This is a genomic window from Candidatus Zixiibacteriota bacterium, from assembly GCA_029860345.1.
GTDB lineage: Bacteria > Zixibacteria > MSB-5A5 > GN15 > FEB-12 > JAJRTA01.
This window is the reverse complement of record JAOUBJ010000031.1, coordinates 1-14945: the sequence shown is the minus strand read 5'-3', so window position 1 is coordinate 14945 and position 14945 is coordinate 1. Positions and strand designations below refer to the sequence as shown.

15 protein-coding genes are annotated in these 14945 nt (G+C 53.4%); 9 read left to right on the top strand and 6 right to left on the bottom strand.

Annotated features, from left to right (window positions below; all coding sequences use genetic code 11):
- The first annotated feature begins 525 nt into the window (after window positions 1–525).
- On the top strand, window positions 526–1011 hold the full coding sequence (locus OEV49_17615; GenBank protein ID MDH3892883.1) for a ferritin family protein: 486 nt from the start codon (window positions 526–528) through the stop codon (window positions 1009–1011).
- Window positions 1012–1016: 5 nt separating this feature from the next.
- On the opposite strand, the gene OEV49_17610 is transcribed toward OEV49_17615, so the two are convergent.
- Window positions 1017–1445 (bottom strand): hypothetical protein, encoded by a 429-nt coding sequence (locus tag OEV49_17610; GenBank protein MDH3892882.1) that lies wholly within the window; start codon window positions 1443–1445, stop codon window positions 1017–1019.
- 159 nt (window positions 1446–1604) lie between these two features.
- Here OEV49_17610 and alr point away from each other — a divergent pair, with 159 nt between their 5' ends.
- The 4 genes from alr (at window position 1605) to OEV49_17590 (ending at window position 5232) form a co-directional block, all read left to right on the top strand.
- The gene (alr, locus tag OEV49_17605; GenBank protein ID MDH3892881.1) at window positions 1605–2756 is read left to right on the top strand and encodes an alanine racemase; all 1152 of its coding nucleotides are present in this window, start codon (window positions 1605–1607) and stop codon (window positions 2754–2756) included.
- 139 nt (window positions 2757–2895) lie between these two features.
- Entirely contained in the window at window positions 2896–3816 is a 921-nt protein-coding gene (locus OEV49_17600) for a nitroreductase family protein (GenBank protein MDH3892880.1), read from the top strand.
- Between the two features lie 44 nt (window positions 3817–3860).
- Window positions 3861–4613: an enoyl-CoA hydratase/isomerase family protein gene (locus tag OEV49_17595; GenBank protein ID MDH3892879.1), complete on the top strand. Its 753-nt coding sequence runs from the start codon at window positions 3861–3863 to the stop codon at window positions 4611–4613.
- A 196-nt stretch (window positions 4614–4809) separates the two neighbouring features.
- Entirely contained in the window at window positions 4810–5232 is a 423-nt protein-coding gene (locus OEV49_17590; protein MDH3892878.1) for a hypothetical protein, read from the top strand.
- Here the strand turns inward: OEV49_17590 and OEV49_17585 are convergent.
- Complete coding sequence (locus OEV49_17585; GenBank protein ID MDH3892877.1) at window positions 5225–5350, bottom strand: hypothetical protein; 126 nt, start codon at window positions 5348–5350, stop codon at window positions 5225–5227. The two genes, OEV49_17590 and OEV49_17585, sit on opposite strands and share 8 nt — an antisense overlap.
- Before the next feature lie 79 nt (window positions 5351–5429).
- Here OEV49_17585 and OEV49_17580 point away from each other — a divergent pair, with 79 nt between their 5' ends.
- Entirely contained in the window at window positions 5430–6110 is a 681-nt protein-coding gene (locus tag OEV49_17580; GenBank protein MDH3892876.1) for a DNA alkylation repair protein, read from the top strand.
- 246 nt (window positions 6111–6356) lie between these two features.
- Window positions 6357–8579, top strand: a complete 2223-nt coding sequence (locus OEV49_17575; protein MDH3892875.1) for a thrombospondin type 3 repeat-containing protein — start codon at window positions 6357–6359, stop codon at window positions 8577–8579.
- 101 nt (window positions 8580–8680) lie between these two features.
- Here OEV49_17575 and OEV49_17570 read toward each other — a convergent pair whose 3' ends face one another.
- Together OEV49_17570 and thyX are read right to left on the bottom strand one after the other, a co-directional pair.
- Window positions 8681–9622, bottom strand: a complete 942-nt coding sequence (locus OEV49_17570; protein MDH3892874.1) for an NAD(P)H-binding protein — start codon at window positions 9620–9622, stop codon at window positions 8681–8683.
- 12 nt (window positions 9623–9634) lie between these two features.
- On the bottom strand, window positions 9635–10492 hold the full coding sequence (gene thyX, locus OEV49_17565; GenBank protein ID MDH3892873.1) for an FAD-dependent thymidylate synthase: 858 nt from the start codon (window positions 10490–10492) through the stop codon (window positions 9635–9637).
- Between the two features lie 365 nt (window positions 10493–10857).
- Between thyX and OEV49_17560 the strand changes: the two genes are divergently transcribed.
- Window positions 10858–12372, top strand: a complete 1515-nt coding sequence (locus OEV49_17560; protein ID MDH3892872.1) for a carboxypeptidase M32 — start codon at window positions 10858–10860, stop codon at window positions 12370–12372.
- 76 nt (window positions 12373–12448) lie between these two features.
- Here the strand turns inward: OEV49_17560 and OEV49_17555 are convergent, their stop codons facing one another.
- Together OEV49_17555 and OEV49_17550 are read right to left on the bottom strand one after the other, a co-directional pair.
- Window positions 12449–12880, bottom strand: a complete 432-nt coding sequence (locus tag OEV49_17555; GenBank protein ID MDH3892871.1) for a hypothetical protein — start codon at window positions 12878–12880, stop codon at window positions 12449–12451.
- Between the two features lie 166 nt (window positions 12881–13046).
- Complete coding sequence (locus tag OEV49_17550; GenBank protein MDH3892870.1) at window positions 13047–13478, bottom strand: hypothetical protein; 432 nt, start codon at window positions 13476–13478, stop codon at window positions 13047–13049.
- 283 nt (window positions 13479–13761) lie between these two features.
- On the opposite strand from OEV49_17550, the gene OEV49_17545 reads away from it, so the two are divergent.
- Window positions 13762–14601 carry a type I restriction enzyme HsdR N-terminal domain-containing protein gene (locus OEV49_17545; protein MDH3892869.1) on the top strand — a complete coding sequence of 280 codons (840 nt, stop codon included), beginning with the start codon at window positions 13762–13764 and terminating at the stop codon, window positions 14599–14601.
- Window positions 14602–14945: the final 344 nt, after the last annotated feature.

Here is a 14945-nt window from a genome sequence, read left to right as displayed (position 1 = left end):
ATGTCACCCTGAGCGCAGTCGAAGGTGGTGAACCACTTCCTCCCGCTTCGCGCGTCGAGTATGTCACCCTGAGCGCAGTCGAAGGTGGTGAACCACTTCCTCCCGCTTCGCGCGTCGAGTATGTCACCCTGAGCGCAGTCGAAGGGTCTGTCCTTCAGCGCCCCTCTGTCATTCCCGCGCCCCTATGTCATTCCCGCGCAGGCGGGAATCCATCTTCTCTTTTAATCGTGTCAGAACAGTAGGTCGGGACCCCTTGTGGTCCCGACGATTCTATGCGTGGCCGGCAGATGTCCACATCTGCTGTTGTCGAAACCTGCCTTCGGCATCCCTTCACGCCAGGGGTTTCGACCTACCTGAATCCATGCCTCGACTCCGCTCAGCATGAGGTTACAAGTGCGCGAAGCGAAAAAAACAGGCTTGCCTGTCGCCACTTGACAAACGCCACACAGGCTGTAACTTGGCGGACATTGATCGGACTGCTGGTTTGGTTTACCAGCACTGAACGCACCAAATGAGGAAAAAAATATGTCCGCCGTACACCCCGATACTCTGGCCGCTTTAACATCCGGAATCCAGTCTGAGGTCGCCAGTTACGTGTTCTACATCGAAGCCGCCAAGAAGGTCGAAGATTCAGAGTTGCGTGAATCTCTTAAGCAATTGGCCGGCGAAGAGAAAGACCACTTCCAAATCCTTGAGCGTCAGTACGATTCGCTGGTACGCAGTGAGAAGTGGATCAGCACGGCTGATGTGCTTATGCAGAACGGTCTGCCCGAGATCGACGAGGAGATGACTCAGCAGCACCGCCAACTGATCGATGAAGTCGCCGGCACGGAGACAGTCGGTTCCATTCTTGAGATTGCTCTGCGGCTGGAAGAAGAGGCAAGAGACCTGTTTACACAGGCGGCTGCTCGATCGGAGTCAGACGAAGGCAGGCAGATGTTTGAACGGTTGTCCAAGTTCGAAGAGGGTCATGTCGGTTTGATCCGGCAGATGATCTCTCGCTTTGGCTGATCTGTTTAGGCTTCAGAAGGCGCCGAAGTTGTTTCCCGGGCGCGCTGGATGATCAACAGACCCATGCCGAGCGCCTCATCCCAAGCGTCGTAGGTTGGCTGTGACCAGGCGGCACCGAGCTCTTCTTCCAGGGCGGACATAAAAGCATCCCGGAAGAAAGAAGTGTACTCCGGCCTCATCCACTCGCCTCGGTACTTGGCACCCAGTTTTAGCAGGCTGGCTTCGAGTCGATCCGGTGTATGAAACTGCCTTAGGATGACGGCCAGGCCTTCATCAAACACCGCCCTCAGAACGCGCTTGTCATCATCGCTCAACTCGGCGTCCAACTGTGGGCTTTCACTGCACAGGATTTCATAAAACCGCCGCCGGACATTGTCTCGACGGGTTTCGAATAGGCGCAAAGAACCCTTAATCAGCGAGATATTAATGGGCATTAGTCTTCCTTACCTGAGACAGTCCTGTACTTTTGTATCGACGGATTTCTTGGATTTGCCAGCCTGAGAAAAAACAGATACTGTCAGCGGTGGGGTCGAGACACACACCATTGCATCATTTTAGTAGCCAGGGGTTCAGGCGGGCATTATATACAGTCTATGAAGCAGATGTCCTCGCTGACCTGGATCGAACTTTCGTCAAAAGCCCTGGCTCACAATATTCGATCGCTCTCATCGCTGGCTCAGAATCGGCTATTGGCTGTTTGTGTCAAGGCCAACGCCTACGGGCACGGGCTTGAGGAGGTGATTGGAAGGCTCGCTGAGCACTCGGAAGTAACCTATGTGACTGTCCACAGTCTTGAGGAAGCCAGCCAGGCGCGCCAAGCCGGGTGGACAGGACGTGTGCTGGTTCTGGGGTCGATCCCGTCGGCCAATCTGGAGGCGGTCATCGAACATGACCTGGAACCGATGATCTTCGACAAGGATCGCCTGTCTCTTTTGGGGAAACTTGCTGATCGACAAAGGGTGCAGATCAAGACCCACTTGAAACTTGAAACCGGCACCAACCGCCAGGGAATCACCGAGAAAGAACTGCCGGCCTTCGCTGCCATTTACCAAAAACATGCCGGGCTGAAGAAACCATTCGGCGCCGCCACCCACTTTGCCAATATCGAAGATACCACCTCGCACGACTACGCCGAACAGCAACTCAAGAACTTTTCTCACCTGGTCAAACGCATGGCAGCGTTGAAAATCGGACCACGTCTCAGGCACACCGCCTGTTCGGCGGCCCTGATCTTGTTCGATAAAACACGCTTCGATCTGGTGCGTCCCGGTATCGCCGCCTATGGCCACTGGCCGTCGAAAGAGACCTATCTTTCCTACCGGCTGCAAGGAGGTGGCAACGATCTATTCCATCCGGTGCTCTCATGGAAGACTCGCGTCACTCAGATCAAGCAAGTGCCGGCGGATTCATTCATCGGTTACGGCTGCACCTATCGTACCACCGCGCGCACGCGCCTGGCGGTGTTGCCGATCGGCTACGCCGATGGGTATGATCGTCAATTGTCCAACCTGGCTTATGTTCTGATCAAGGGTCGACGCGCGCCGGTGCGCGGACGGGTCTGCATGAATCTGACCATGGTCGACATTACCGACATAAAAGGGGTGCGCACCGGTGATGAAGTTACTCTGATAGGTCGCGACGGAGATGAGGTCCTCACGGTCGAGCAGTTGGCCTCGTGGGCGGGCACAATCAACTACGAAATCCTGGCTCGGCTGTCACCGTTGATCCAACGAGTGATTTCATAGCCCCGGTCTTTTTTGGCCGACCAGTCCCGTCGTTTCACCGGTTTTCTTTTTTGCTCGATTGAGACTCACTGGCTTGCTATATTGTGGCTGAATTCACAGGTACGGAAAACGACCACCCTTGGACACGGAAACATCGCGCATGAGTGATCAGGAAACACCTTCACACCACGGACCGGGGGAACAACCGGATCGATCCTACCCGAACGAAACCATGCGGCTGCTATTGGAACGTTCCAGTTGCCGCAGCTTCACAGACCTGCAGATACCTCCTGAGGTTCTGGCCAGTGTAATTGATGCCGGTGTTCATTCGCCGACGGCGGGAAACCTCCAGCCCTATTCGATCATAAAGATAGAGAATGAGAACACGAGACGCCGGCTTGCCGGCTGGTGTAATCAGGATTTCATTGGACAGGCGCCAACCAATCTGTTGTTCTGTCTCGACTTTCGGCGTCTGAAACAGTGGGCAAAATTGCAGAAGGCGCCATTCACAGCCAACAACTCGTTCCGGCATTTCTGGATGGGTTTCCAGGATACTATTATCGCCGCTCAGAATATCTGTACAGCCGCAGACGCCATGGAGCTCGGTGCCGTTTACATCGGGACCATTATAGAATCTATCGCTGAGATCAGGCAGCTCTGCAACCTGCCCGAGCATGTCTTCCCGGTGGTGCTGCTCTGCCTGGGTTATCCCAAGCAGCGGCCGCAGCCGCGCAAGAAACTGGACCGTTCGATTGTAGTACACAATGAGAAATACTCGGAGATCGATGACGACCGGCTGCTGGCGGCCTTCAATGAGAAATATTCAGGCATCAAGCTGGAACTGACCGATGAACGGATGCAAAACTATCGAGAGGTTTGTCGAAATGTCGGTGGGGAAGATTTCGCGGCCGAGGCTGTGGCAAAGCTCACCGAGCAGGGATACATCGATGCCGTGCAGCGTTACTTTGGGTTGCATTATGTTGCCGACCGACTTCCTTTGGGAAACGACAATTTCCTGCGACTGATGAAGGAGGCCGGGTTTGGCTGGTTCGAACGATACGACCTACCGGACCGACAATGAGTATGACCGAATAAAGCGGCATTCATGCCATCAAGGAGAACGTTATGAGTACGACGATAGTATCGATTGAAGGTAACATCGCCACCCTGACCCTGGCGCACGGGAAAGTTAACAGTATCAACGAGAAGCTGGTCGATGATTTCAACAAATCGCTGGATCAACTTGAATCCGATGCCAATGTCGACGCGCTGATCCTGACCGGACGCGAGAAATTCTTCTCGTTTGGTTTCGATGTCCCGGAATTGTTGTCGCTCTCGCGAGAGGACCTGACACGGTTTCTAACCAAGCATACGGCGCTGCTTTTGCGGCTGTTCATGTTCGACAAACCGATTGTCGCCGCAATCAACGGCCACGCCACCGCCGGTGGGTGCATGCTGATCACGCCGTGTGACTATCGGGTCGTGGCCGAGGGTCGATCACGAATCGGACTCAACGAAATCGATCTCGGCGTGGCTGTGTTTGGGGGCAGTGCTGAGATGCTACGATACTGTGTTGGTGACCGCAACGCGGAGCTGATTCTTAACGATGGAACTCTGTTTACGGTTGAACAGGCGCACGAACTTGGACTGGTCGATCAGGTGGTATCTTCAGACGACCTTATTCCAATCACGACCGCCAAGGCCAAAGTGCTTGGCGCCAAACCGAAGGCGGCCTATCGGGCCATCAAACAACTCACCCGCGGGCCGCTTGCGTCTATTATTGCAGAGGGTGAGCAGCAAGCTCTGGACGCTTTTATCGAGACCTGGTACTCAGGCGAAGCGCAGGAGATTCTGCGCACGCTGGCCATTCGCAAGTGAGGGCACTCAATCTGGTGGGCGTGGTGTACCTCCTGGTGCACCGGTAGAGAATATTGTCGAGAGCACAATTAAATCGACGCAAATATCGCTTTTTCATGTCAGCAGGGAACTCCAAGGCATTTGTTTCTGTTTTAGGCCACATGGAGTACACGGGTCCATAACTGTTCGTTAAACTTTTAATACTTTGGAGGTCCCAATGAAGAAGGGAACCATACTCACCGGTCTGCTCGCTATTGCCTTGCTGATCGTCTCTACAGCCACCGCCGGTGGCCCGCCCTTTGGCGCTTTCTGGGCAGACGGCATGGTATTCAAAACCGTAATCGCCCCCAACAGCTTGCCGAACAAGGGTCCCAAGGACGGCTTGTATGTCTTTGATGGTCTTGACGGTCAGAACCCGGTGGCTGAAGCCAAACCAGGCGACCAGGACTACAACGGTGGTCGCTGGCAGGTCTATGTGCTACAGTTTACCGCCGATGGAATCGCGGCGCACGACGGTGACGGCGACGGTGCGGCTGACTTTCAACTGATGAGTTGGGAGATGGTCCAGACACATATCGGACTGGGACATCTGGAACAGGTGGCCATGGGTCCGTCGTTTGTCTGTCCCCTGATCAAGTAGTTTCGCATATCGTGTGAAGTGAAGACGGCTCTGCGGCGTTGATCGCGGAGCCGTTTTTGCGTGCGCCATGGCCGCCGTCCGGTGGTAACGAGTGATTGGTGGGAACGTACTCGTTCATTCATCTGTTATACCTCCTGATTGCTCGCAATTGATAACAAGTCTTCAAGTCATGAGACCTTTTGCACCTGGGTAAAACTATGACATACCAACAAGTGATGAATGAACTCAAACGGATGGGAACGGCGCAAGCGGTGAAGATCTACAAACGGCACGGGGCGGGTGACAACCTGTTCGGAGTCAGTTTCGCCAATTTGAAAGTTCTGCAGAAAAAGATCAAAGTCGACCATGAGTTGGCCTTGGCTCTCTGGGAGTCGGGCAACGCTGATGCGCAAACATTCGCTACTATGATTGCCGATCCAGATAAATTTGCCGTGAGCTCGGCGGACAAGTGGGTGAAAAGTATCCACTACTATCTTTTGTCCGATCTCCTGGCCGGGTTGGTTGCGAAGACATCATTCGCGGCGAAAAAAAGTGCACAGTGGCGTAAGTCCAGGTCTGAATTCGTGCGCGCGTGTGGTTACACCGTGCTGTCATCGATACTGGTCAAGGGACATACAATCGAGTTCGAAGATGGCGGTTCGATTCTGCGGACGATTGAAAAAGAGATCGACACTTCTCCCAATCGTGCGCGACATGCTATGAATTCTGCTCTCATATCGATTGGTATCTACATGCCTCAGTTGCGCGATGAAGCCATTGCCACCGCTCAACGGATCGGCAAAGTCACGGTCGACCACGGCGCCACTTCGTGCAAAACCCCGGAGGCTGTGGCGTACATTGATAAGGCTGTGGCCAGACTGAGGAAGAAGGCGGGGTGAACCTATGATATGCGTCATTGACCGTCTGGTACGATGGGCGTGATGCGATATACCGGGGAACAATGCCCCACCAACTCGTGTTGGTCCACTAACGGAATCAGCTTGCAACGTCTTGGAACGCCCTGGAAGACAACATAGAGATGACAACATAGCGCCCATACTCTCTTGACCTTAACGACATTGACACAACTCAACCTTGGAGCGCAAGAAAGCAATTCACGTAGGGTGAATTCACAGGAGTAGAAAATGAAACAGCTAACAGGGATGTTGGGGATGATCTGGCTGGTTTTGGCAGCAGCTCTGACTGCTTCAGTGCAGGTAAATGCGGCCACTATCAATGTGCCGGCCGATCAAAGTACGATTCAGTCAGCGATTGATTCCGCTGTCTCGGGCGATACTGTTCTGGTGGCGCCGGGGACGTACACCGAGAATCCAAATTTCAACGGCAAGGCAATTGCGCTTCTCAGTTCGGGCGGCGCAACCCTGACCACGATTGAGCCAATGAATCCGACCGGCTGGGTAGTGACATTGGAGTATGTCACCGTTGCCGGGGCAGAGGTGAGAGGTTTCACATTCACCGGACAGGATTCCCTTAGCCCCGTTTTCCATATTGACGACAACAGTTCTCTCTTGATTAGTGATAACATCTTTCGAGACAACCTGCTCGCAGACTCAGACCCGGATATTATTGCCTGCCACTCTGTGACTACCACGATTATTCGCGACAATCTGTTTTTGAACAACGGTGGCAATGCTTGCATAAACTTCTCGTTGGGCGACCATTACGCCGCGCAGATCGTGAACAACACTTTCTATAACAATAATCGTGGTATGGTTATACTCAGTGGTGGGATCATTCAGAACAACGTCGTCGTCAACTGCACCGGTTATGGGATCCATAACGCATCGGTCACCGACCTATCCTGCAATCTTCTCTATGGCAACAGTCCGAACATCGCCTTTGGAGGTTCACCTGGTGCCGATAATCTAATCTCGCCGCCCGGATTCTGTGACCCGGACGCAGGCGATTTCACGCTTACGTCCAACTCGCCTGCAGCGTCTGCCAACAACGCATGCAACGTACTGATCGGTGCTTTCGATGTCGGATGTGTCGGGATAGACCTGGATTTCGATGGTGTGGCCGATTCAATTGACAACTGTATCGCTGTCCCTAATCCGGATCAGACCGACAGCGATAGCGATGCCGTCGGCGATGCTTGCGACAACTGTTTTGCTGCGGCTAATCCGAGTCAAACCGACACCGATGCCGACGGCGTGGGTGATGTTTGCGATATCTGTCCCGATGACTACGATCCCGGTCAGCAGGATTCAGACGGCGACGGTTTCGGTGATGCCTGCGACGTGTGTCCCAACGATCCTTTCAACGATCCTGATGCCGACGGCATCTGCGCAGCCGACGATAATTGTCCCTCGCATTACAATCCGGACCAGATCGACACAGATGGGGATGGTATCGGTGACGTCTGCCAGGATAGTTTGTTCTGTGACCTGCCGGGTGATTTCGACTTCGATGGTGTTCTTGATATACACGACCTGATCGCCTTCGTGTCATTCATGTATCTTGGGGATGTCCCGCCGTTGGTGCCTCTGAACGCCGACGTAGACGATTACACCAACATCACGCCTCGAGACATAGTTTTCCTCTATGCAAAGCTGTTCCAATATGGCCCCGGCTATGTCTGCCCACCCTCTCAGCCTTCGGACACGACGCCCGACAGTTCGGTCACTTTGTCTTATCCGACTTTTGTACAGGCGGGCACCGGCGCAATGGTCGTGCCTTTGCGTTTGAACACAAGCGATGATGTACTGGGAATCAACCTGCCTCTGCGCCTGCGAATCGGCAGCGAGATACCGGTGATAAGCACAGTGGATGTTGATCCGGACAATGTCGGCTACGAATACTGGGCTGTTCCGCCGTCGGTAACGCTGCGAGTGGATACAGGCTCTGGTGATCTGTTGGTGGCAGCGCTGGAAATCTTCGGCAATTATCCGGTACCGGCGGGGCAACATCAGGTGGCCAGTATCTATATCACTTTTGCTCCCGATACCGTCGACCGAGAGCTGGACATTCAATGGGCGGATATGACGCCCGCGCAGACGGTGTCGGGAAACTATCCGGCCGAGTTGTCGCCGATGGTAATCGCGCCGGGGACCTACGAGAAAAACGGAGCCGACGCCTCAAGCTTCCTGCCGCTGTATGTTCCAACGCTGACGCCGGGTGTTTGCTGTTTGGGATCAATGCGCGGTAATGTCGATTACTCCGATGGTGACATTATTGACATTACAGATTTGATCTACTTGGTCGATTACATGTTCACCGGTGGTCCAACGCCGCCCTGTCTTGACGAAGCCGACATGGACGCATCCGGCGCGGTTGAAATCTCAGATTTGGTTTATTTGGTAGACTTCTTTTTCACCGGGGGCCAGGCCCCGCAGCCGTGCCAATAGTTCTTTGGTAATCTTCAGTAGGTCAGGATCCCTGTGGTCCTGACACAATCCACCATGAGTCTTCAGTAGGTCAGGACCCTTGTGGTCCTGACACATTCCGGTCAGTTGGATTCGTACTCTGTTGAACGATCCGAGCGGCGGCTCAGTTCGCTGGTGTACTTTCTCCCAAGCGTGTCGGCATGTTGTGTCGCCCAGTCGGTGAGTTTGGTGGCACCGGCGGGAGAGTCGTCCACGTAGAGAAGGTCGTTCATCAGACCTTTGATCTCTTCTCTGGTAATCATCACATCGCCCACCAGTTTCCCAAGCATCCAACCGGCCAGATATCCAAGCGTCGGCGGCACGCCGACAATCGGTTTTCGCTTGCCGATGATCCGACCGACCTGTTCAACCAAGCCTCTGTAGGTAAACGTTTCCGGTCCGATGGCGTTGACTATTGTGTTCTCGCGGGATGCTCCCATCTGCACGGCCAGGTCGGCTAAGTCATCCACATAGATTGGTTGCAGCCGGTATTGTCCATCGCCGAAGACACCCATGAAAGGCAGGTGGCGCAATGCCCAGGCGATGTTGTTCACCAGGACATCTTCCTTACCGAACAGTACGGTGGGACGGAGGATAGCGTAGCTCACGTCGGTTTCTTTCAGCGCCATTTCGAGTCTTGCTTTGCCGCTGAAATAATCGAGGGGTGAATCTTCCGATGGATTGGTGATACTGACATGCACGATTCGTTCGACACCGGCTGCTTGTGCTGCATGAAACAGTGTCTCGGTGTTGGCAACGGCGTCGGAGTGTCTGAATGTCTTGTGATTGAACCGGACCCAGTAGGTGTTGTACAAAACTGAGACGCCTTCAAGCGACGCACGGAGTTTGTCCGGCTGATCGAAATTAAAGGGGTGGGCAGGTATTTCTTTCTCGAACGAATGCTTGCGATGCGGTGAATTTGTCAGCGTGATTACCGGGTATCCGAGATCGAGCAACTTCCGGGCGATATACTTACCGGAGTACCCAAAGGCACCGGTGACAGCGTGGGTGTTTTTCTCACTCATCGGCATTTTCCGTCACTGCTTCAACCGCTTCAGCTTCTCCAGCAACTCAGCAGCCTCGCGTTTGGACAAACCTTGTTTTGTCAGGCTGTCCTTGTCCGGCGCGTAGTTTTCAAGCGCAGAACCGAGCACAGATAACTCCGGGCCGGAGAAGGCGACACTGTTCAAAATGAAATCCTCGAAAGCCTCATAGGCCACCGGGCAGACAGCCTTGACCATGTCGGCCATCACCTCGGCGTAGACACGAATCTCAAGTTGGGCATGGGTATCCAGACGAAGTCTGAGAAAGTGAAACAGATTGTGCAGGTCGATCTTCCAATACCACTCGGTATACAACGACAAAGGCAACGCAATCCGGGCAAGTTCGCGGGCCAGGTCATCCTCGACAAAGCCTTGATAGCTTTCATAGGTATCTTTTTGCGACTTATTGAGGTATTCGACCAGCCGTCGGCGCAGGTCTTCGGGCGCCATGCCGGAAGCGCGGCCCTGTTTGTTGTCGGTTGACTGGTGACGGATGTCGTCTTCTGATGGAACGTAGAACTCTTCTTTCATCACCGAGTAGCGACCGGAAAGCTCGTTGACATTGGCCGTGCGGTGACGAATCCATTGGCGAGCGACAAAGATTGGCAGCTTTACATGAAACTTGAACTCGACCATCTCAAACGGGCTGGTGTGCCGGTTGCGCATCAGGTAGCGGATCAGACCTCGATCTTCGGAGACTTTCTTGGTCCCGGCCCCATAGCTCACCCGCGCCGCCTGCACGATTGCGGCGTCGGAACCCATATAATCGATCAGCCTCACAAAGCCGTGGTCTAAAACATCGAATTGCTTGTCGAGAAGCTCGTCCGCGGTGGGATTGTTATCATGCGCCAACATAACCTCCTGAGTTTGTGGCGAATATATGGAGTATCAGTTCGGGTCACAATGTATTTGTGGCCGTAGCCGGGTGGCCGCATCTGTCATTCTGGCGAAAGCCAGAATCCAGTTCTTGAATACAGAACTGGATGCCGGATCAAGTCCGGCATGACCGGCAAGCCGGTACCTGGCGCTTCGCGCTCTGCCTCGCTCACTCACGATTGTCGAAACCTGCCCTTCGGCTGCGCTCAGGACAGTCCTTCGGACCAGGGGTTTCGACCTACATGACAACGCCGCTTGCCACCGGAGAAACTTTTGGCTATACTCCGCGTTCATTGTGGATAACGAATATGTCTGAAAAACTGATAGCAAGGAGACCGAAAGTGTCAGCCAAAAAAGCATACGAGGAACTCACCAAACGCTGTTACGAGATTTCACTACTGGCTTCCTCAGCCGGTGTGTTGGGGTGGGACGAGCGTACTTACATGCCGCGCGGCGGCTCGCAGTTGCGCGCCGAACAGTTGAGCCTGCTCTCGGGTATGATTCACGAGAAATTCACCGACAAACGAGTCGGCGACTTGCTTGGGGAGATCGAAGGCTCCGATCTGGTCAAAGTAGAAGACTCGCCGGAAGCGGCCAATGTGCGTGAGACCCGATACCAGTACGACAAAGCGACCAAGCTGCCCAAAGAGTTGGTGGAAGAAATCTCAAAGACCACCACGCTGGCCCAGGGCGAGTGGGTGACGGCCCGCGCCAACAACGATTTCAAACATTTCCAACCCTGGTTCGAAAAAGTGCTGGCCCTGACCATCAAAAAGGCGGAGGCGTATGGATACGAAGGGGAACCATACAACGCCTTGTTGGACGATTACGAGCCGGGCGCAACGGTCGAAGAGGTCGCCGATACATTCGAGAAACTGCGCAAAGATTTGGTGATCCTGCTGAAAAAAGTCAAAGATGCGCCGAAACGCCCCGATGTTTCTATCGTCGAGCGCGACTACGACACCAAGCTTCAGGCCATCTTCGGCGAGTCGGTGGCTCAGGCGATGGGTTACAGTTTCGAGACCGGTCGTCTCGATGTCACCACCCATCCGTTCTGTACCGGCCTTGGCCCCGGCGATACGCGGATCACTACCCGCTACAATCCGAAACGTCTTAACGACGCTCTCTTTGGCATCATGCACGAGGCCGGGCATGGACTGTACGAGATGGGGCTGGACAAAGAAAACAACTGGGGGATGCCGATGGGTGAATCCGCTTCGCTGGGTATCCATGAATCGCAGTCGCGTATGTGGGAGAACCAGGTGGGAAGGTCCAAATCTTTTTGGAAGTATTTCTTCCCGCAGGCGCAGCGTATTTTCAGAGATAGTTTGTCCTCGGTATCGGTCGATGATTTCTATGCGGCTATCAATAACGTGACACCATCGTATATCCGGGTCGAGGCCGACGAGGCGACCTACAACCTGCACATACTGCTGAGGTTTGAACTGGAACGGGCCATGGTCAAAGGTGACCTCAAACCATCCGATGTTCCGGGTGAGTGGAACAGTCGTTTCAAGGACTATTTCGGCATCGAAGTGGACAGCGACGCCAACGGCTGCTTACAGGATGTACACTGGTCGGCCGGGTTGATGGGTTACTTCCCCACTTACGCTTTGGGCAATCTGTACTCGGCGCAGTTTTTCGGGCAAGCCAAAAAAGAGATGCCGGACCTGATTGCGCAGATCGAGCAGGGCAACCTGATCGGCCTCAGGCAGTGGCTCAAGGATAATATCCACCAACACGGTACTCGCTATCGGGCGACCAAACTGGTGCAGAAAGTGACCGGCCAGCCTTTGTCACACCAGCCGCTGGTTGACTACATGACGGCCAAGTTCCAGGATATTTACGGGTTTTAAGAGCAGAGATACCTGTTAGCAGACAAAAAAGCCGGTGTGTGTGCACCGGCTTTTTATTTTGCATTATCGAGTCTGTCTAAGCCGAGTCGTGGCTGACGGATTGGACGTCGTGTGATTTCTCGTCCGGGTCGATGCCGTGGATCACCCAGTCCAGACCAACTTTCTCCCAGTTCGGTTCGGCATTGGCATCGATATAGCGCTCCCACTCGTAGATACCGGTCTCCTTGGCGATTCCCATCAACTGCATGGTGGTGATTTTATCCTTGAGGATAACCGCTGATCTAATCATCCCGTTCTTGCGGGCTATACGCTGGACATCGATTACATACTGACGAGATTCGGGCGGCATCAACTCCATGTCACGCATATCCACGAAGACACCCGGATTGCCCTCATACGTCAGAAACGCCTGGCTGGCGTCCCGTGCCCACAACTTCGCCTCATCCTTGGGAAAGTGTCCCATGAAACTGAATTGGAAACCGTATGATGTCTTCTTTATTGTGTACATTGTTGGTCTTCGTGTCTCCTGATGCGGAGATTCAGACTTTTACGGCAACCGAGGCCATATAATGTAATTCGGTCATTGGGGTCTATACTTTACCGGGCGGACTACAAGCCAAAGAAAAAGCCGGCGCTGTTGCGCCGACCTGGCAATTCGGGTACATGCTGTTTGTTTAGGCTGGATCCTGGCTGACCGACATGACCTTCTTCTGGCTCTCGTCCGGATCGACGGCGTTAAGAATCCAGTCCAGCGCAATCTGCTCCCAGTTCGGTTCGGCATTGGCATCGATGTATCGCTCCCACTCGTAGATACCTGTTTCCTTGGCGATGCCGATGAATTGAAGTTTGGTGATCTTGTCTTTTAGGATCACCACCGAGCGCTGCATACCCTGGGCGCGGTAATACCGTTGACCCTCGACCATTGTCGGACGTGATTCCGGCGCCAGCAGTTCCAAATCCCGCATGTCTACAAAGACGACGAACTCATCCGGGAGGGTTGGCAACAGCTCCTTGCTATCGACCAGCCACTGGTCCAGTTCGTCCTTGGGTATATAGCCTGAGAAAGTAAGATGCGGTCCGTATGGTTTTTTATCGATCTGATACATGGGCGTTTTGCACTTTTTCTTGATCGTTCACATGTTCTAAGTTCAACAACTGCGTTGTCGGAATCGCACGATCCCGGAAGTATCTGCGGCTACGGGTATCGATTCCTCCATTGTACTTAATTCGGTATCAACGACTAACACTTTAGCGGGATTATCCTCGGGCTGAAGAGTGTATGAAGGTGGTGGGGGTCACTTTATCTAGTTTGGCGTTGACATCCCGGACAATCGGATACATTTTACTTTTAGAAACTATGACTCATGACTCCAGCGAGGGAGGCAGCGAATGGCAAGTGTAACCAAAAAACTGGCTGATCATTACGCAAAGACGGTACCGAAATTCCAGCGTGTCCTCAAGGCAGCTGTGGATAGAGATATCAACGAGGCCGATACCGTGGCTATCGTCAAGGACATCTTTTCCGATGTAATGGGTTTTGACAAGTATACAGAAATCACCAGAGAGTACGCTATCCGAGGTACGTTCTGTGACCTAGCCATCAAGATTGAGGACAAGCTACAGTATCTTGTCGAAGTAAAGGCAATTGGTCTTGAACTGAAAGAGAACCATCTGCGTCAGGCGGTTAACTACGGAGCGAATCAGGGCGTTCAATGGGTTGTCTTGACCAACGGCGTCCGATGGGAGCTACACAGAATCAGGTTTGAAAAGCCCGTAAAGCATGAGTTAGTCTCGTCTTTCGATTTTCTTGATTTAAGGCCAAAGAAGCTTGAGGACCAGGAAGTCCTTTTCCTGTTTTCAAGTGACGGGCTCCAGAAGTCGGCGCGGGAGGATTACTATGAAAGAGTTAAGAGTGTGAACCGGTTCGTAATTGGCAATATAGTTCTCAGTGACCCGGTGGTGACTCTGATCCGGAGGGAAGTGAAGAAGTTATCCAAAGGTCTTAAACTGGACAAGCCAGAAGTGGATGCAATCCTTCGCAAGGAAGTACTGAAGCGAGATGTTATAGAAGGTGAAGAAGCAGCCAAGGCACTGGCCAGAGTTAAGCAAATTGCGCGCAAAACCAAGAAGCCGCAGAAATCTGGAAAGCGCACCGAAACAACACGCACCACAAGCGCTGCTCCGATTCCGCACCAAAAACCCGAGTCGGGTGACGGTGGCACTGTCTGAGGACGGTTTAACGGCCACTCGGAGCCGCTCAGCGCCATGAATGTTCTATCTCCGGCAGATGTCCACATCTGCCTCATGGTCAAGCAGACTCCGGCGGCGCACTTGGACATACGCCGGTCACAAAAAGAGCGATTCATCGCCTGGATGCCGGATCAAGTCCGGCATGACACTGTATTGGCTTCTCTTCATCCCCTCTTGAGAGGGGTGGCCCCGCTTCGGTATGAACCGGGCAGATAGGTAACAGATTAAACCGGAGACATAGGTAACAGGTTACATTGGGTATGAATCGACAAGGAGGTGATTCGTGCCCTGGAAAGAGACCTGTCCTATGAATGAACGAGTGA